The organism is Rhizobium sp. YS-1r, assembly GCF_000757525.1.
Classification (GTDB): Bacteria; Pseudomonadota; Alphaproteobacteria; order Rhizobiales; family Rhizobiaceae; genus Neorhizobium; species Neorhizobium petrolearium.
In genome coordinates this window covers 37,992-55,354 of record NZ_JPYQ01000003.1, presented here as the reverse complement: position 1 = coordinate 55,354, position 17,363 = coordinate 37,992, and the positions used below count along the sequence as shown (strand labels likewise).

Annotated in this window: 16 protein-coding genes; 7 read left to right on the top strand and 9 right to left on the bottom strand. The window is 62.1% G+C overall.

Features of this window, described 5'->3' with window-relative positions:
* The 4 genes from JL39_RS03625 to JL39_RS03610 all read right to left on the bottom strand — a co-directional run bounded on the left by JL39_RS03625 (position 1) and on the right by JL39_RS03610 (position 4,097).
* Complete coding sequence (locus JL39_RS03625; protein WP_037146363.1) at positions 1-846, bottom strand: ABC transporter permease subunit; 846 nt, start codon at positions 844-846, stop codon at positions 1-3.
* On the bottom strand, positions 843-1,790 hold the full coding sequence (locus tag JL39_RS03620) for an ABC transporter permease subunit (RefSeq protein ID WP_081952693.1): 948 nt from the start codon (positions 1,788-1,790) through the stop codon (positions 843-845). Before JL39_RS03620 ends, JL39_RS03625 begins: the two co-directional genes overlap by 4 nt.
* A 21-nt stretch (positions 1,791-1,811) precedes the next feature.
* Positions 1,812-2,933, bottom strand: coding sequence for an extracellular solute-binding protein (locus JL39_RS03615; RefSeq protein ID WP_037146359.1), 1,122 nt, complete (start codon positions 2,931-2,933; stop codon positions 1,812-1,814).
* A 75-nt stretch (positions 2,934-3,008) separates the two neighbouring features.
* Entirely contained in the window at positions 3,009-4,097 is a 1,089-nt protein-coding gene (locus JL39_RS03610; RefSeq protein WP_037146444.1) for a mandelate racemase/muconate lactonizing enzyme family protein, read from the bottom strand.
* 231 nt (positions 4,098-4,328) lie between these two features.
* On the opposite strand from JL39_RS03610, the gene JL39_RS03605 reads away from it, so the two are divergent.
* The 6 genes from JL39_RS03605 to JL39_RS03580 all read left to right on the top strand — a co-directional run bounded on the left by JL39_RS03605 (position 4,329) and on the right by JL39_RS03580 (position 10,534).
* The gene (locus JL39_RS03605) at positions 4,329-5,246 is read left to right on the top strand and encodes a LysR substrate-binding domain-containing protein (protein WP_037146357.1); all 918 of its coding nucleotides are present in this window, start codon (positions 4,329-4,331) and stop codon (positions 5,244-5,246) included.
* Positions 5,247-5,668: 422 nt separating this feature from the next.
* Positions 5,669-6,670: a CapA family protein gene (locus tag JL39_RS30420; RefSeq protein ID WP_052182641.1), complete on the top strand. Its 1,002-nt coding sequence runs from the start codon at positions 5,669-5,671 to the stop codon at positions 6,668-6,670.
* Between the two features lie 48 nt (positions 6,671-6,718).
* Positions 6,719-7,669 carry a tripartite tricarboxylate transporter substrate binding protein gene (locus tag JL39_RS03595; RefSeq protein ID WP_052182640.1) on the top strand — a complete coding sequence of 317 codons (951 nt, stop codon included), beginning with the start codon at positions 6,719-6,721 and terminating at the stop codon, positions 7,667-7,669.
* A complete protein-coding gene (locus JL39_RS03590; RefSeq protein ID WP_037146355.1) occupies positions 7,666-8,202 on the top strand; it encodes a tripartite tricarboxylate transporter TctB family protein in 537 nt (178 codons plus the stop codon). Before JL39_RS03595 ends, JL39_RS03590 begins: the two co-directional genes overlap by 4 nt.
* A gap of 30 nt (positions 8,203-8,232) precedes the next feature.
* Positions 8,233-9,735, top strand: coding sequence for a tripartite tricarboxylate transporter permease (locus JL39_RS03585; protein WP_037146353.1), 1,503 nt, complete (start codon positions 8,233-8,235; stop codon positions 9,733-9,735).
* Between the two features lie 73 nt (positions 9,736-9,808).
* Positions 9,809-10,534, top strand: a complete 726-nt coding sequence (locus tag JL39_RS03580; RefSeq protein ID WP_210165740.1) for a helix-turn-helix domain-containing protein — start codon at positions 9,809-9,811, stop codon at positions 10,532-10,534.
* A 185-nt stretch (positions 10,535-10,719) separates the two neighbouring features.
* Here JL39_RS03580 and JL39_RS03575 read toward each other — a convergent pair whose 3' ends face one another.
* Genes JL39_RS03575 through JL39_RS03560 form a run of 4 tightly spaced genes read right to left on the bottom strand, consistent with a single transcriptional unit; the run spans position 10,720 to position 15,896 of the window.
* Positions 10,720-11,877, bottom strand: a complete 1,158-nt coding sequence (locus JL39_RS03575) for a mandelate racemase/muconate lactonizing enzyme family protein (protein ID WP_037146349.1) — start codon at positions 11,875-11,877, stop codon at positions 10,720-10,722.
* Between the two features lie 45 nt (positions 11,878-11,922).
* Positions 11,923-13,008, bottom strand: a complete 1,086-nt coding sequence (locus tag JL39_RS03570; protein WP_052182639.1) for an ABC transporter ATP-binding protein — start codon at positions 13,006-13,008, stop codon at positions 11,923-11,925.
* A gap of 14 nt (positions 13,009-13,022) precedes the next feature.
* On the bottom strand, positions 13,023-14,756 hold the full coding sequence (locus tag JL39_RS03565; RefSeq protein ID WP_037146347.1) for an iron ABC transporter permease: 1,734 nt from the start codon (positions 14,754-14,756) through the stop codon (positions 13,023-13,025).
* Between the two features lie 9 nt (positions 14,757-14,765).
* Positions 14,766-15,896: an ABC transporter substrate-binding protein gene (locus JL39_RS03560; protein WP_037146345.1), complete on the bottom strand. Its 1,131-nt coding sequence runs from the start codon at positions 15,894-15,896 to the stop codon at positions 14,766-14,768.
* A gap of 176 nt (positions 15,897-16,072) precedes the next feature.
* On the opposite strand from JL39_RS03560, the gene JL39_RS03555 reads away from it, so the two are divergent.
* Positions 16,073-16,819, top strand: a complete 747-nt coding sequence (locus tag JL39_RS03555; RefSeq protein ID WP_081952690.1) for a GntR family transcriptional regulator — start codon at positions 16,073-16,075, stop codon at positions 16,817-16,819.
* Here JL39_RS03555 and JL39_RS03550 read toward each other — a convergent pair.
* Entirely contained in the window at positions 16,816-17,208 is a 393-nt protein-coding gene (locus JL39_RS03550) for a hypothetical protein (RefSeq protein WP_037146340.1), read from the bottom strand. The two genes, JL39_RS03555 and JL39_RS03550, sit on opposite strands and share 4 nt — an antisense overlap.
* Between the last annotated feature and the right edge of the window lie 155 nt (positions 17,209-17,363).

Genomic DNA, 17,363 nt, shown 5'->3' with positions numbered 1-17,363 from the left:
TCAACCTTTGCGGCTCATGACCGAGCCGGCCATGTATTTGGGACCGAGGACGATCGCGACCATGGTGTAGAAGGCGATCGCCACATAGACGAGGATTCCGGCCATGGCGACCGCATAGGGCACCACGCCGCGGTCGACGATGTCGCTGAAGAGCCGGATAGAGATCGGCGTCGCATTCGGACCGGAAACGAAGAAGAGAAGCTCGAAGGTGACGAGGTTCTGCATGAAGATGAACAGCGCGGCGATCGCCACGCCCGGCGCAATTAGCGGCAGGGTGACGATCCGGAGGGTTGTCAGCCGCCCGGCTCCGAGCGTCTGGGCCGCCTGCTCGTATTCTTCCGGCAGGCCGGCCAGCAGGGCTTCCGTGAAGCGAAGCCCGGTCGAAAGGCTAAGCGCGACGAGCGCGAGCAGCACGCCGGCGAAGCTGTTCGAGAGCCGCAGCGGGATGAACACCGTCAGGAGAGCGATGCCGAGGATGAGCTGCGGCACCACGTCGGGGATCAGCACGAGATTGCTCATCAGGCGGCTGCCGGCGAGCCGGCCGCGGTTCATCGCCCAGGCCGCGGGGACCGCGACCAGCAGGGCGACGATCGTCGCAGTGAAAGCGATCCGCACGGTGAACCAGAAGGCCTCCCAGTAAGCGGGAGGGATCGCCCTGTAGGCTTCCAGCGAAACGTCGGCGACCGAAAGCGAGACCTCGAGCTTTCCCTGGAAGGAGGCGAGCAGCACCAGCACGATCGGGAAGAGCAGCCAAACCAGCATGAGGCCGACATAAACGACCAGCAGACCCTTGCCGAACAGGCCGGAGGGGCTGGCGCGGCGGACGGGCGCGGATTTCTCGCTCATCGCTGCCCTCCCTGTCTGCCGTAGCGCATCAGTACGAATTGCGCCAGCGCCGTGACGCCGATCGCCAGCAACGAGATGATCACCGCCTGGGCATAGGCGAGATGCGGCTGCTGCAGTGTCAGGAGATTGGCGGATACGATCAGTGAGACCATGTAGGGAACCCGTCCGTTCAGCATCACGGGAATGGCGTAGGACGTCACGACCGAAGTGAAGATCAGCGCGCTCGCGGCGATGATGCCGGGAATGGCGAGCGGAATGGTGATGACGAAGAAGGTGGGCAGGCGCGTGGCGCCCATGCTGACGGCCGCATCCTCGAGTTGCGGATCGACCGACATGAGAACGCCCGTCAGCACGGCCGTCGCGACGACGATGCCGCTATAGATGAAGGCGATCGCCTGGCCCGGCCAGTCGAACAGGATGAACGCCGGCTGGGACAGGATGCCGAGCCCGAGCAGCACCTTGTTGGCGACACCGGTCATCGGTGCGAGCAGCAGGATCATCGCATAACCGATCACCACGAATGGCAGCATGCGGGGAATGGTGATGACCGGCATGATGAAGTTTCGGAGCATCGTCCGGCGCGCCAGAAGATAGGCCATCGGCAGGGCGAGCACGATGGAGGTGAGCGCCACGCAGAATGCCATGAGGATGGTCGTTCCGAGGGTGCGCATGAAGAAGGCATTGCCGAAGGAAGCGACATAATATTCCAGCGAGAAATCGCCGCTCCTCTGGTTTCTCAGACTGTTGATGAAGAGAAGCCCCAGCGGAACGATCGCGACCAGTCCTGTCACGAAGATCGCCGGAAGCGTGCAGAGGCGGAAGAAGAGCTTTTCCCGGCGGATGCGCCGGCGCAGGGTACGATACCCCTCACCGTCCACCGATGCCCGCACTGACGAAGGCACCGGCGGACGCGCTTCTTCCCTGGGAGGACGAAGTTCTGTCATGTAAGTCCCGCAAGGAGGTGGTTACTGGCCCTGGATCACGACGCGATTATAGAGGTCGAGCACCTTTTGATTGTAGGCGGGATCGAGCATTGCATCGCGGAATTCGTCGACCCACATCAGCTTCGCCTTGCTGGCGAAATCCTCCCACTGCGGCGAGGCGGATTCGCCCGTGCGCGGCAGCTTGTTGAGGTAACCGACCTTCTGGGCGATCTCATTGGCTTCCGCGGAGTGGACAAATCTCGTCCATTCGACGGCAGCGACCGGGTTCTTGGTCTTCGACGAGATGACCGGACCGGACTGGACGAGCGAGACGACGCCTTCCTTCGGCTCGACGATGTGAACCGGCGTGCCGGTCTTCACCTCCTCGACCGCATTGTGCCACCACCATGCGGAGATCAGCGCTTCACTGCGGCGAAGCAGCGGGCGGATCGAGCCGGAACCCTGGGTGAGTGTCAGGGCGTTCTCGGCCCATTCGGCGACCAGTTCGAATGTCGGACGGGCGGCTTCCTCGTTGAAGTCGCCGTTCTGGAACCAGGTGTGCCAGTCGTCGCCACGGATCGCGGCCGCTGCAGCGATCGCATTATAGCCCGAGCCGACGGAAAGTGCCGAGTCGAAGGTGATGCGATGGGCAAACTCCTCGCTGCCGAGGTCATTCATCGAGGTGACCTTGCCGTCGGCAAGGCTGTTCTGGACGACAAGAACCCAGGCCGAGATTTCGATCGGTGCGGAATATCCCGTGGTGTTGAGGGTCTTCATGGCATTCTGGTCGAAGCTCGCCCATTCCTCGGCGGTGAACTTGTCTTGCAACGGCAGCCAGTAGCCGAGATCGATGCCAGCCCGGATGTTCTGGTTGTAAAGCCAGTAGACGTCGCCGCTCGGGTTCGGCCATTCGGTTTGTAGCTGCGCCCAGACGGTGGGAATTGCGCCCGGAACCGTGCGGACATGCACCGCAACGCCGTATTTCTCCTGCATGTGCTTGGAAAACGGCTCAACGAGCGCATCGGCAAAATCGGTCGGGATACCGGTTCCGGTATAGACCACCAGGTCCTCGCCCGGCTTTGCATCCTGGCCCAGGGCTCCGGTCGCCAAAAGGGAAAGCGTTGCGGTGCCTGCCGCCGCCATCCATGCCTTCAGTCCTCTCATTCTGTCCTCCTCCAGTTGAACGTCGTTATTTGATTGGCTGCGGCTCCGGTCCTGCCGGCGTGCGCCGCAGGCTCGTCAGTCGTACATCCTGAATTTTTCCATCGCGGCGTGATTGAGGTCAAAACCGAGGCCGGGGCGCGTGGGGGCGCTGATCGAGCCGTCCGGATTGACTTCGAGCTGTTGTTTGAACATCGCGTCCTTCAGCCGGTTGAGGCTGTTGTCGTAATATTCGACGATCAGCCCATTCGGGACTGCGGCAACAAGATGCACATGGATTTCCTGGTCGCCGTGCGGGGCGACCGGAATATGGTTCGCGTCGGCATAATGGGCGCATTTCTGCCATTCGGTAATGCCGCCAAGGATCTGCGCATCGGCGTTCAGCACGTCTGCTGCGCGCGCGACGATCAGTTCGCGGAAGCCGGTGACGGTGTATTCGTTCTCTCCCAGCGCGATCGGAATATCCGTGCGGCGGACGAGGTCGGCGGCGCCTTCGTTGTCCTCGGGAGACAGGGGCTCCTCGAACCAGTAGCAGCCGCGCTCCTCCAGGAAGCGGGCCATCTTCAGCGCGTCGAGCCGGTTATAGGCATTGTTCGCATCGGTCAGGACGGATACGCCGGGGCCGACCGCCTCGATAACCGCGTCGACACGGGCGAAATCCTCTGCCAGCGGCACGGCGCCGATCTTCATCTTGATCGCCTTGGCGCCGCGCGAGGTCTTCTCGGCGACCTCTTGCTGCAGCCCGTCGAGACCCTTCCCCTTGCCGTAATAACCGCCGGCGACATAGGCCGGGACGGTATCGCGGTATCCGCCGAGCATCTGGTGGACGGAGCGGCCGCATTCCTTCCCGATCGCATCCCAGACGGCGATGTCGACGGCGCTCTGGGCTCGGGTTTCAAGTCCGCGGCGGCCGAACAGTTTCGGCCGGTAGATCAGGCTCCAGATGCGCTCGGTATTGAGCGGCTGGCGGACGACAACCTGCGCGATTTCCTTCAGAGCTTCATAAACGATCTTGCCGCCATGCGTCCAGCCGATACCGACAACGCCGGAGCGCGTCTCCAGCTCCACGACGGCGATCTCCGTATGCGTATAGGTGTAAAGGCCATTGGTGATGGGCTCATCGTAGGGAGCCGAATATGCGGTCACGCGCGCCGACTTGATCGTCATGTTATCCTCTTGAATTTCCTGGATAGGCGGAAATCCGGCAAAGGAATTGAGAACCGCATGGGCGCGCATCGACGATTGGCACCTCCCCACAAGGGATGTGCCTCCTCCCGCTCGTCCGTAGCAACTCTCGCTCCTCCGACCTTGCTACTCCAGCCGTGCGGCATTATTATCAAGTCGGAGAGTTCGCCTCCAATGCCGATTTCAGATACAATTATTACGTGTGATTTGCCTATGGATTCTGCATGGCTGATGGACTTCGTGGAGCTTGCCAAAAGCGGCAATTTTTCACGCGCGGCCGAAATCCGCAACGTCACGCAACCGGCCTTCAGCCGTCGCATCCGGTTGCTCGAGGACTGGGCCGGCGCAACGCTTGTCGATCGCAGCTCCCATCCCGCGGAACTGACCGATGCGGGCCGGCAGTTTGTCGACTATGCGGTGGAAATCCTGGACAGGATCAACAAGGCCCGGCAGGTCGCCCAGGAGGCCGAACAGAGTTCCAAGGCGACGCTCAGGTTCGCCGCAACGCAGGTTCTGTCCCTCAGTTTCTTTCCGAAGTGGCTGAAGACCATCACCGGCAAGTTCAAGATAGACAGCATCCACCTGACTTCGGGCGGCCTTGAGCCATGCGAATACGACATGCTGCAAGGGAGGGCGCAGTTTCTGCTGTGCCATCATTATGACGACATGGCCTTTCGACTGCCCTCGGAAGAATTCACCTGGATCTCCATCCTGCCCGACCGCCTGATGCCGGTTGTTGCCACGGATGGGAAAGGCAAGCCTCTCTATCATCTCGATGACGGCGGGGCGGATTCGATCCCCCTGCTTGCCTATGAGAAGCAGACAGGCCTCGGGCGTATCTTCGGCACCGTATTCGATATCGAGCAGCTGAAGCCGAAGCTCGTGCCGATCGCCACATCACATCTGGCATTGCTGCTGGGTCTGGCCCTCGAAGGCCGCGGCGTCGCGTGGGTGCCGGCAAGCGTGGTGCGCCGCGAACTCGCCAGTCGCTCCTTGGTCGAGGCCGGCGGCGCCCATTGGAGCATTCCGATGGAGGTCCGCCTGTTCCGGCCGAAGGAAAGGCTGAGCGTCGCTTCGGAGACGTTCTGGAGCTACGTCAAACCCATCCCTCCTGACGAAGACTGGCCCTGACGCAGCAGGTGCCGCCTATCAATGATTGCGCGCCGCCGGCGGCTTCGAGGCTGCCGAGCGAGTCAGCTGTCGTGCCGTTCCGTCCTTCGTGGTGCATGGTCGAACAGCGTCCGGGCTCCGCCCGAAAGGCTATACATGAGGCCTTTCTTAAACAGGAGAGCCTGAACTCAGCCGCTTCGGCGTGCAGGAAAATCTCCTGCGTCGGTCGACGATCATCATGGATGGCGTGCGCGGCAGCAGCCCCATCAAGCTTGTCATGAGCCCGGTTCGACGGTGCCCGGCCATCGTCCGCAGATGCCGGTTCAAAAGTGACGCCCCGACGTTGACGATCATCTGCTTGGTCAATACTATGAATAGCGGACAGTGATCCGTATATCGGACAAGCGAGGTTGAGAGTGACTGCGGTTTCAAAGACGTTCAAAATGGGGTTCGTCGGGGACATCAACCTTCTCGATTTCCCGCTCGACCGGAATCCTTTTCATCGACTGATGCCCTATCTCGACACGCTCGATCTTTCGGCCGGCGTGCTCGAGGGTCTGCTCGCCAAGCCTGAGGAGCTGTTCTACAAGGCGGGCTTCACCCATGTCGGCGAAGGCCACGCCCCAGCGCTCGCTTCGGCAGGGTTCAAGGCCCTGAGCCTTGCGAGCAACGTCACGTTTGGCCGCGACGCGATCGCGCGTACCCTTGAGCAGCTCGGCGAAGCGGGCATCGGTCACGCAGGAGCGGGGCTGAACCGCGAGCAGGCCCGCCAGCCGATGATCATCGAGGTCGGCGGCTATCGCATCGGCATGATCTCGCGCACCTCCGTGTTCTGGCCCCACCATCACGAGGCGCTGGAGGATCAGGCGGGCGTGATGCCGCTGCGCGTCACGACGGCCTACCAGCCGCATCCGCGCCTGATCGAACTGCCTGGCGCGCCTGCCATCGTCCATACCTTCCCCAACGCGGACGAACTGGCTGAGCTGACGGCTGATGTTGCCGCTCTGCGCGAGAACGTCGATCTTCTCTTCACCTATTTTCACTTCGGCGTTTCGTCGCAGCGCGAGGTGGTGGAGTACCAACGCACCGTCGCCCGCGCTGTGGTCGATGCCGGTGCGGACGCGGTCTTCGGTTCCCACGCGCACGTCGTCCAGCCGATCGAAGTCTACGAGGGCAAGCCGCTGTTCTACGGGCTGAGCCAGGTGATATTCGGCTGGCCTTTCGTGGCGCGGCTGAAGCATCCCGGCGGACCGGGCCTGGTGGTCGAGCTGGAGATCGCAGGAGGCAAACGGCGCTGGTCCGGGCGTTTCGTCAAACCGGACCACGACACTCTGGAGCCCTATTTCGCCCCCTTCTCCGAAGTTCCCGAGGAGGTGGCCTACCTAAAGAAAGCGTCCGCCGACGTGGTAAGTCTGGAAGACGACTATTTCGTCGTCAGAACCTGAGCATTCCGGCAGCGGGTGCAGCCTGCCGCCACAAACCGGGAGGAAGAGATGAGGAAGCTTATCGTTGCAATTGCCGCAGCCGCGCCGCTGCTGCTCGGCGCCTTGGGTGCGCGCGCCGAGGCGTGGCCGGAAAAGGAGATCACGCTTCGGGTGCCGCTCGGCGCCGGCGGATCGACGGATACGGCCGCGCGCGTCATCGCCCAGTATCTGGGGCAGGAACTCGGCCAGACCATCGTGGTCGAGAACCGGCCGGGCGCAGGCGGGGTCATCGCGACGACCGCGCTGGTGAGGGAGAAGGCCGACGGTTACACGCTGCAATATTCGCCGAGCAGCCTCTTCACGTCGGAGCCGATCCGCCGCCCGGACCTCGCCTACAAGACGGAGGATTTCGACTTCATCGTCTCGTTCGGAGGCAGTTCGCCGACCCTGAGCGTCCGCCAGAAATCCGGCATCACGGACCTGAAGACATTCATCGAGGACGCCAAGGCCAACAATCTGCGGATTACCTACGGTCACCCCGGCGCGGGCAGCACGCTCCAGCTGGCCGGTCAGCGGCTTTTCAAGGAATCCGGTGTCAACGCCCAGCAGATCCCCTTCGAAAGCGGGGCCGCGGCGCTTACCGCACTGCTGGCAGGCGACATCAGTGCCTATATCGGACCGGAAACGACGATCCTGCCCTATGTGGGCGAAGGCGCGCGTCCGCTTGCGGTGGCTTCCGCCCAGCGGTCACCCTTCCTTCCGGATGTTCCGACGATGAAGGAGCTTGGCTACAATGTGTCTCTAGAATCGCTCTCCGCGCTCCACGCGCCGGCAGGCCTGCCCGCAGAGGTGCATGACCGGCTGAAGCTGGCGCTCGCCAATCTCGAAAATAACCAGCAGTTCCGGGATGCGCTTGCCAAGATCGGCGTTGCCGTGAACTACCAGTATGGCGATGCCGTGGTCAAATACATCGCCGATACCCGGGCCGTCCTTCAGGACCTCAGCGGCGACGGTAAATGAGCGAGGCGGACACCAACCGGCAAGACGACGCTGACGGCACGACGGCGACTGGGGCATCCCGTCGCCGCTGGAGCGAGGTGGCGTTCGTCCTGGTGTTGCTGGCGACCATCGTGTCCGTCTTCGTCCAGGCGCTGTCCCTGCCGATTTTTCTGCCGGACGAGACGATCGGACCGGGTTTCTTTCCGATCGTCCTGTCCGTGCTGATGATCGTGCTCGTCGGTGGGCATGCGGCCTATCTGGCCATCGCGCGACCGATGAAGACGGCCGCCGCCGAGCGGTCCGATCCGAATGGTGCGATCGTGACGGCCCGTCAGCTGATGCTCGTGGGGCTGGTCGTGTTGGCGCTTGCCGTGGGTGACCTGATCGGCCTGCTGGCCATTACGGGCATCGTGCTGCTGGCCGGGCTCGTCCTCGTCGAACGGGTTCCGTTGCGGGCCGCACTGATCTTCACCCTCAACACGCTCCTCTGCGTCTATCTCGTGTTTGACCTCTGGCTCGGCATGAATGTCGGCCTGCGCGACCTGTTCGGATGACGGCGTGCAAACGTAGGAAGCAGTTGTTCCATGGATAACCTTGCCAATCTGATGCAAGGCTTTGCCGATCTCGCCACCTTCGACGCCCTGCTCTGGAGCATTATCGGCGTGCTCCTGGGCACCTTCATCGGGGCGCTGCCTGGATTGGGGCCGGTCGCGGGCATCGCCCTGCTTCTGCCGCTCAGCTTCACGCTTGACACGGTGCCGGCATTGGTCCTGCTGATGGCCATCTATCAGGGCGCCATGTATGGCGGCCGTATCAGTTCGATCCTGATCAACGTCCCAGGAGAACCGAGTGCCGTCGTCACGACCTTCGACGGCTATCCGATGACGCGGCAGGGGCGCGCGGGTTACGCTCTGTCGATCAGCGCCATCGCCTCCTTCGTCGGCGGCACGATCGGCTTTATCGGCCTGATATTCCTGATGCCTTATCTGAGCGCGGTCGGCCTCAGGTTCGGGCCGCCGGAAATGTTCGCCCTGATGCTGTTTGCGCTCGTCGCAACCAGCGGCTTCGGCCAGGACAACCTGCTCAAGGGTCTTGTCTCGCTCGGAATCGGGCTGCTGATCGCGGTGATCGGCCTCGACCGCATCACCGGAGACGTGCGGATTTCCTACGGCACCGTCCTGTTGTGGGATGGCGTGAGCTTCGTCGCGATCGCCGTCGGCCTGTTCGGCATTTCGGAGGCGCTGGCGCTGCTGACGGAACGCGAAAGGCCGGAAGAGAAGCTGCCCGACATCCGGCTGAAAGAACTCATTCCCGGCCTGCAGGATCTCCTGAACAACGCGGGCTCGATCCTGCGGGGGTCGCTCATGGGCTATGTCATCGGCGTTCTGCCGGGGGCGGGTTCGACGATCGCGACCTTCATGAGCTACAGCGTCGAGAAGCGGCTTTCGCGAACGCCCGAGAAATTCGGTGCAGGGGCCGATCAGGGCCTGAGCGCGCCCGAGGCGGCAAACAATGCCTCCATCGGCGGGGCACTGGTGCCGCTGTTCACCCCCGGCATTCCCAGCTCGGCGATCACCGCCGTGCTGCTGGGCGCCTTGATCACCGTCGGCCTGCAGCCCGGGCCGCGCATGCTGGAGACCTCCGGCAACGTGATATGGGCGACCATTGCCGGTCTTTTCCTGGCCAATTTCCTGCTTCTGATCTTCAACACCGCCTTCGTGCCGGCATTCACCGTCCTGATACGCTGGTCCCAGCCCTATCTGATCTCCTTCATCACGGTGCTCTGCATCATCGGCGTCTATTTCGACAAGTTGCAGTTCTTCGATGTGGGGGTAATGCTGGTATTTGGCATCCTGGGATATTTCATGCGTATCTATCGCTATCCCCTGGCGCCGCTCATTCTGGCGGTCGTGCTCGGGCCACTGCTGGAGACCAACCTGCGCCAGAGCCTGCTTCTGTCCGCGAATTCGCCGGAGATCTTCTTCAGCCGGCCGATCTCCCTGACGCTTCTGTCGGCGACGGTCGTCGTGCTCCTGCTGCCGGGCCTCCGGCATGTGTGGAGGCGTCTCCGGCCGGTCTTCAACTGACCGTGCAACGCGGCTATGATCCACTTCCGTTTGAAAATCCCGAAGGCAGTCCGAAATGTCCGACCCGACCGATTTGTCTGATTTGGCCGGCGACGGCGGACCGGAAGGCGGTTTCGACCGTTCGGTCGCTCAGACGCTGAGCCGCGGGATCAGGGTGCTGGAGGTCCTGGCCGAAACCGGGCAGCCGCTGACCGCGCAACAGATCGCCTCCCGGCTCAAGCTCAGCCGCCCCATCGTCTACCGGCTCTTGAAGACGCTCGAGTACCATCAATTGCTCGGCACGCCGACGCGCGACGGCCATTTCGAGCTCGGTCTCGGCCTGCTCAGCCTGACGCGGAACGTCAAGCGCGATCTGCGGCAGACGGCATTCCCGGTCGTTCGGGACCTTGCCGAGCGATTGGGCACGACCGCGGTGCTCGGCCTCGCCGACGGCGACGAGGTGGTCTACGTGCTCGCCGTGGAGGCGGAACTTGCGCGCATGGCGGTGCGCTCGCGGGAAGGCGCGCGCCGTCCGATGGACAGCACGTCGGGGCTTGCGCTGCGCATGACATTGCCGGCACGTGCCGACGATGACGCCGAACTGCGTCTCGCGCGCAGCCGGGGTTTTGCGGCGCGGGACAGGGTCATGGAATACCAGGCGACCGCGATCTCGGCGCCCGTCCCGGATCACGCCGGCCCGAGCAGGGTATGCGTGACGGTGCTGTTCCCGACCGTCATCGCCGACGTCGAGGAAAAAGGCCCGCTGGTGATGGAGGCCGCCCGGCGTCTCGCCGCCATGGTGCCGGCCGGCATTCGTTGATCCGGTACCGGCCGCGCCGCAGGCGCGGCACGGCTCCCTTACGATCGCCTCAAGCAAGGATAGACCTGCCGCCCGCCCCATCGGGCCGCACTGGCTCGTGCCACGCACATCGCGGCCCGATGGGGCGGGAGACAGAACGGCGTTCGGTAGGGACCACACCGCCCGCCTTCCCGCCCCGCGCCAGGCTATTGATCGACGACCGAGCCGTCGACATGAAGACGGGTATGCAGCTGACGTGACCGGTAGGGATATTTCCTCGCAGCATCCGGCTTGAGCGTAATGCCGATGCCCGGCTCGTCGCTAATCGTCAGGAAACCCTCGCCGTCATGCTGCGAAGCGCCGGACAGGAAGCTGTCGGTATCTGGTCGTTTGTCGGTCACGTCCCATGTGTCATTAGGAAACTCCTGCAGCACGAAATTCGACGCCGTCGCGGCAATCTGCAAGCAGGCCGCAGTAGAGACCGCACTCAGCGGATTATGCGGCACGACGCCAACATGCGAGGCTTCGGCAAGGGCCGCGATCTTGCGGGCGCCGGAAATGCCGCCGACGATGCATACATCCGGGCGGACCATCTGAACGGCGTTGCGGGCAAGCAGCATCTGGAATTCCCAGAGCGTCGTCATGCGTTCGCCTGTGGCAATGGGGATGCCGATCTTGTCTGCCACATAGCCCATCTCGTCGAGGTTGTCTGGCGTAACCGGATCTTCCATGAACAATGGAAGGAATTCCTCGATGCCGCGGCCGAGCTGCACCGCCTCGAAGGGAGTCATCTGGCGATGGATCTCGATGCAGAGGTCCATCTCGCGCCCGGCGATCTTGCGGTATTCCCGCACGGTGTCGATCGCGTCGCCGACCTTCTGGGCATGGGTCTGGAAATAGGGGACCTCGCGGCGAGAATCGAGGAAAGGCGTCAGATGGCCGACCGCCGTGAAGCCCATCTTCTTGGCGCTCTCGATCCCGGTGAAGAGCTCTTCCTTGGTCTCGCCGAAGACGTGGTAATAGGCCCGCGCCTTCTCACGCACCTTGCCACCGAGCAGCGCATGAACCGGCGCTTCGAAATGCTTGCCGGCGATATCCCAGAGCGCGATGTCGATGGCGCTGATGGCAGCCATGATGGCGGAGCCGCGGAAATGCGCCCAGCGATACATATATTGCCAGTGATGCTCGATGCGCAGCGGGTCCTTGCCGAGCAGGTATTCCTTGAAACGCGTGACAGCTCCGGCGGTCGCCTCGTGGAAGCCCCAGGCTCCGCCCTCGCCCAAGCCGACGAGGCCGTTGTCCGCGCGGATCTCGACGAAGAAATATTTGTCGATGAAGATGCTTTCGATGCTTTCAATACGCATGTTCGTTTAGTCCTTCCATTCCGATGGGGCCGCCAAGCATGCGGCCTACTGTTCCGAGATGATGATGACGTCCTCGGGGGCGATCCGTATCCGGATGCTCTCGCCGACAGATGGGGGATTTCGCGCCGGCAGCTCGGCGCGCAGGGTCACCTCGCCGAGCTTCAGCGTGCAGGTGACCTGCGGTCCGAGGAAGCCGACGGATTCGACGCGGGCATCGAACGTGTTCAGGTCGGCCCCACCGGGCGGGACGCGGGCGATGCTCTCCGCCCGGATGCAGGCAAGCACCGAACCGGACGAACGGATGTCCTCGCTGCGCGAGAAATGCCCTTCAACCGCGATATTGCCCGGCAAAGCGGCCAGCGCCGTCCGGTCCCTCGCGGAGCGGATGACGGTCGCTTCGGCGATGTTCGCATTGCCGATGAACTCGGCGGCGAAGCGGCTTGCCGGCCGCTCGTAAAGGTCGCGCGGTGTACCGGACTGCACGATCCGACCATCCTTCATGAGGATGATGCGATCGCTCATCAGCATCGCTTCCGACTGGTCGTGCGTAACATAGAGCGATGTCTGGCCAAGCCGGCGCTGCAGCTCCACCAGCTCAAAGCGCATGCGATCGCGCAAGCCCGCATCGAGATTGCTCAACGGCTCGTCGAAGAGGAGGAGCCGCGGCGAGGTCACGACGGCGCGGGCGAGCGCCACGCGCTGCTGCTGGCCGCCGCTGAGTTCCGTGCCGTAGCGGTCGGCGAAACCGTCGAGACCGACGAGCTTCAGCGCCTCCCCGACCTTCCGCTCGACATCTGCGGTCGGCTCGCGACGGATGCGCAATCCGTAAGCGACATTTTCAAAGACCGACATATGCGGCCAGACGGCATAGGACTGGAATACCATGTTGATGCCGCGCTTGTCCGGCGGGACGTCGCGGCCGTCGGCGGCCATGAGCGCGTCACCGAGGTGGATGGTGCCCCCCGACGAGCCTTCGAGGCCCGCGATGCAGCGCAGCGTGGTCGTCTTGCCGCAGCCGCTCGGGCCGAGCAGCGAGACGAATTCACCATCCTCCACGGTGAAGGAGACGTCGCGGACTGCGACGACGGCACCATAGGCAACGACGAGATCTTCGACCCTCAGTTTAGCCATGGGATGTTCCTTTCTCAGACGGCCTGCGACAGCTTCACGCGCAGCACGTAGCGGCCGACGAAGATGCCGGCGCCAAGGATCGCGGTTTGCAAGAGACCGATGATGGTTGCGTTCTGGACGTTGCCGAATTCGAGATAGTCCCAGGACATTACCGACAGCACCTTGTTGCTCGGCGAGGCGAGCAGGATCGCGGCGCTGATTTCCCGGATCGAGAAGATGAAGACGAGGACCCAGGCCGACAGCACGCCGGGCGTGATGAGCACGAAGGTGATCTTGCGCGCCGTCAGCCAGTGCGAGCCGCCGCAGACGGATGATGCTTCCTCTAGCGACTTGTCGATCTGGATCATCGAGGTATCGATCATCCGGTAAGCGAAGGGGATGTAGGAGGCGACGAAGGCGATCACGAGGATCCAGATGGTGCCATAGGCCGGCGTCATCAGATAGGTCCAGAAGATGCCGGTGCCGAAGACGATGCCGGGCACGGCGATCGGGAACATGGCGATATAATCGAGGATATCGCCTCCCCTCACCTTCAGCCGCCGCACCGCATAGGCAATGACGATGCCGAGCGCTACGCAGAGTGTCGGCGACAGGATGCCGACAAGCAGCGTGTTCCAGATCGACTGCTGCACCGAGACCGAGCCCAGCACCGCCCTGAAATTCGCAAGCGTGAAGTTCGCATCGAGGATCGACGAGGAGGTGAAGCTGGTGAAGGCGACATAGAGCAGCGCCAGATAAGGCAGGATGATCGCCAGCAGCACATAGACGAGAATAAAGGCAAGGGCTGCAAACCGCCAGCCTCGAAGCCGCACTTGCCGGGCGCGATAGCCCCTTGCCGTCACGGTGACGAAGCGCGTGGCAACCCGCGAGGCGAAGCGATAGAAAGCAACACCAATCAGCGAGATCCAGAACAGCAGGGTTCCGATTGCCGCCGCGCGGGAATAATCGAGCGGAAAGGTCGCCACGGCCCGGTAGATATCGACGGCGAGGAAAGGCATCGCCTGCGTGCCGCCGAGTGCTGCGGGAATGGAGAAGGTGCCGCAGGTGAGCACGAAGACGAAGAAGAAGGCCGATATGATTGCCGGACGAACGATCGGCAGCGTGATCTTATAGGCGGTGATAAATGTGCCGCCGCCATTCAGGTAGGACGCCTCCTCCATCGACGGATCCATGCCCTTCAGCGCCGAGGACACGGTCATATAGGCATAGGGCACGTTGTAGAGCGCCATGATCAGGATGACGCCGGTCGCGCTGACGACGTTGATGATCGCGCCTTGAATACCAAAAAGATCGCGCGCCATGACGTTCAGCAGCCCGGCATTCGGAGAGGCGAGGATCAACCACGCGAGCGCGCCGACGAAGGGCGAGAGATAGAGCGGCGCGATCACGCATTGCTCCATGAAGTTCTTGGCGCGGATATCCGTGCGCGCCAGCAGCCATGCAAGCGCAATGCCAACAAGGCAGGCAATCAGTGAGACAAGAAGCGAGGCCCCGACGGTGACGGCAAGCGTCTTGAGATAGGGCAGCGTCATGTAGACGGTCTGCAGGCTTCTGAGGGAGAACTGCGCGCGCGGATCGACGAAGGTGCCGGTGCGGACGGCACCGAGGAACATCAGCAGGATCGGCAGGAGAACAAGGATCGTCAGCAGGAGGCCGAGCACGAGCGGCAAAGCCAACCCGCGCCGGTTGCGACGATGATCGGAGCGGCGGACCGGAAGGGCCACCGCTTGCGTTTGCGATATCGACACGTCGCCACCTCACCGCCCAAAGATCTGGTTCCACTCGGCGATGATCGGCTTGGCCGGATCGACGTATCCCGGATCGCTCAGGTAATCGAGATAGAGGTCCGTCGGATCGGCATACCAATCCTCCTTGTACCAGTCCGTCCCGTTGGTCTTGCGGGCATCGACAGTATCCTCGCGGGCAGAGGTGACACCCGAAAGCTTGAACCATTCCGCCTGGCCCTCCGAACTCGCCGCCCATTCCTGGAACAGCTTTGCCGCGTTGGAATGCGGTGCCTTTGCCGAAAGCGCCTGCACGGTCAGATTGGCAGGCGTCGGCGATGGGAAGATCCACCGGATCGGTGCGCCCTTTAGGTAGAGGTTGCCCATGTCACTTTGCGAGGCCTGATCGACGATCGCATGTTCGCCGGCACCAAGCCGGTCGTACATCGGCGACTTGCTTTCATAGATCTGTGGCGTCAACGCCGCGATCTTGGCCTCATAATCGGGACCGAACTGGTCGCGCTTGCCGCCGAGGAACATGTAGACGAAGGAGTAGCTGCTGCCGCCGGAAGCTGGTGTCGAGGTGGCGAAGCGGCCAGCCCAGCGCGGATCGGTCAGAGCCTGCCAGCCGCCCTCCCGGATCAGCTTGTCCTCTTCCGGCGTCACCTTCTCGCTGTTCCAGGCGATCCCCATCGCATTGACGAAGATCGTGTACCAGATGCCTTCCTTCTTCATCGAAGGGCGGATGCCGGCGGCGGACGGCGGCGTATACTCGCCGATCAGCCCTTCCTCATGGGCGGATTCGATGAGCACCGTATCAGTGATCTGGATGACGTCGGCGATATGCTGACCGACACGTTCTTCCGTCAGCCAGCGTTCGAAGAGCGGATAGCTCGGGCCGCGGACGTTCTGTGTGGTGATGCCGTATTTCTTGGTGAAGGCGGACGTCCAGGTCGCGGTGATGTCGATGGCCGTCGTATGATAATAGGTCAGGGTACCTTCAGCCTTAGCCGCTGCGACAAGGTCCGCATCCGGCCCCGGGGTTTGGGCGATCGCTCGTCCGGGAAAAGGCAGAGCTGCAGCGGCGGCACCTATCGCACCGAGCTGAAGCAGATGTCGACGGGAAACATCCCAACGGATTCCGGGCATGTCCTTCTGTGTCATGTGCATTCCTCCCTGAACATATGGTGAGGCTCCCTCCTCACAGCGTTTGCTATCCTATATTTGCGCAAATATAGGATGAGTCAATCTCGATTTTGATATTTGCGCAAATATAGGATTTGGTGCAAAAGCATCGAGGAACGGCTATGATGCCGCCACGGCCATGAAAGGAATGGAATATGAAGGCGAGTCCCCACGGTTCCGCCAGCGTGCCTCCGCTCAACGAACCCGTCTATCTGCGGGTAAAACGCGCGATCCTGGCGGATCTAGTATCAGGAGAGTTTCAGCCTGGCATGCACCTGACGATCGATGCCCTGACATCACGCTACGGCGTCAGCCACATGCCGATCCGCGAGGCGCTGCGCCAGCTTGAAGGAGAAGGCATCCTGATCTCGCTCGCGCATCGCGGATTCAAGATTGAAGCGGTGACGGAAGGCTATATCCGGCGCATCTACGATATCCGCGTTGGCATAGAGTCTCTACTCGCTCATCGCGCCGCGGAACTCGCGACCGACGAGGATATCGGGGATATACGCCGGATGCATGAAGAGCTGTCGGCGCTGATCCGGACCGGCGGCGGAATGCCGGCGGCGCTGGAGAACGTAAAATTTCACAAGCGCATCTATTCGATCGCCCGTAATCCGGAAGCAGAACTCATCCTCGAAGGGCGTACGCGTGTCGTCCGGACCGTCGGCGACGGCTTCGGCGGCTATACGCCGGACACCTTCGAGGCGGTCATTGCCGAGCACGAGAAGATGGTCGTGGCCCTTGAGCGCAAAGACCCAAAAGCTGCAGGCGATGCCGTTTTTGATCACGTGACCGCAGCACGGGATCGCCTCCTGGGTAAAATGGCGAAAACTCATCATTTCGCTTCGGAGATCTCCGAGCAAACCGATGAAAAAACATCTCAGCGCACGGCGAGCTAGTCATTCTCCGCTCCAGATCCTCGGGAAGTCTGATCGTGCCCGCTGTGGTGGTGTAACTGGACGGCTCTGGCCACATGCTCTCCGGTGTGAGCCGGACTGATCAGCGTGCCACTGCCGGCACGATCGGTCACCTGCAGGTTACGTTTTTTGGAATATTCGGCAGAGTTCGCAAGAACCGTAGAGCTAAGGACGTATTTTAGTGCCAGATAGCTTCGGATAAACCATTCGGTGTTGCATCCATCTTCGAATGCACGTGCGATCGGATCAAATAGATCACGTGTCCGGCTGATATAGTTTTGGATCTCACTGTCAGAGCAGCGGGTCGGAATCTCCTTGTAATTATAATTGAAATCCGAACCAGTCAGAGAAACGATTGCGTCAGAGTCCATACAAACCATCCAAGTAGCGATGTCCGGTGCAAGATACCCGCGAGCAACGAATGTATGTGCAATTGGCAATCTATGGGCGTTCAAGCTGCATATTTTGTCGTCGGATTCAAGCGGTTGGGCGATATGATGCCGGGAGAGCGGGGATCGTGTCCCAT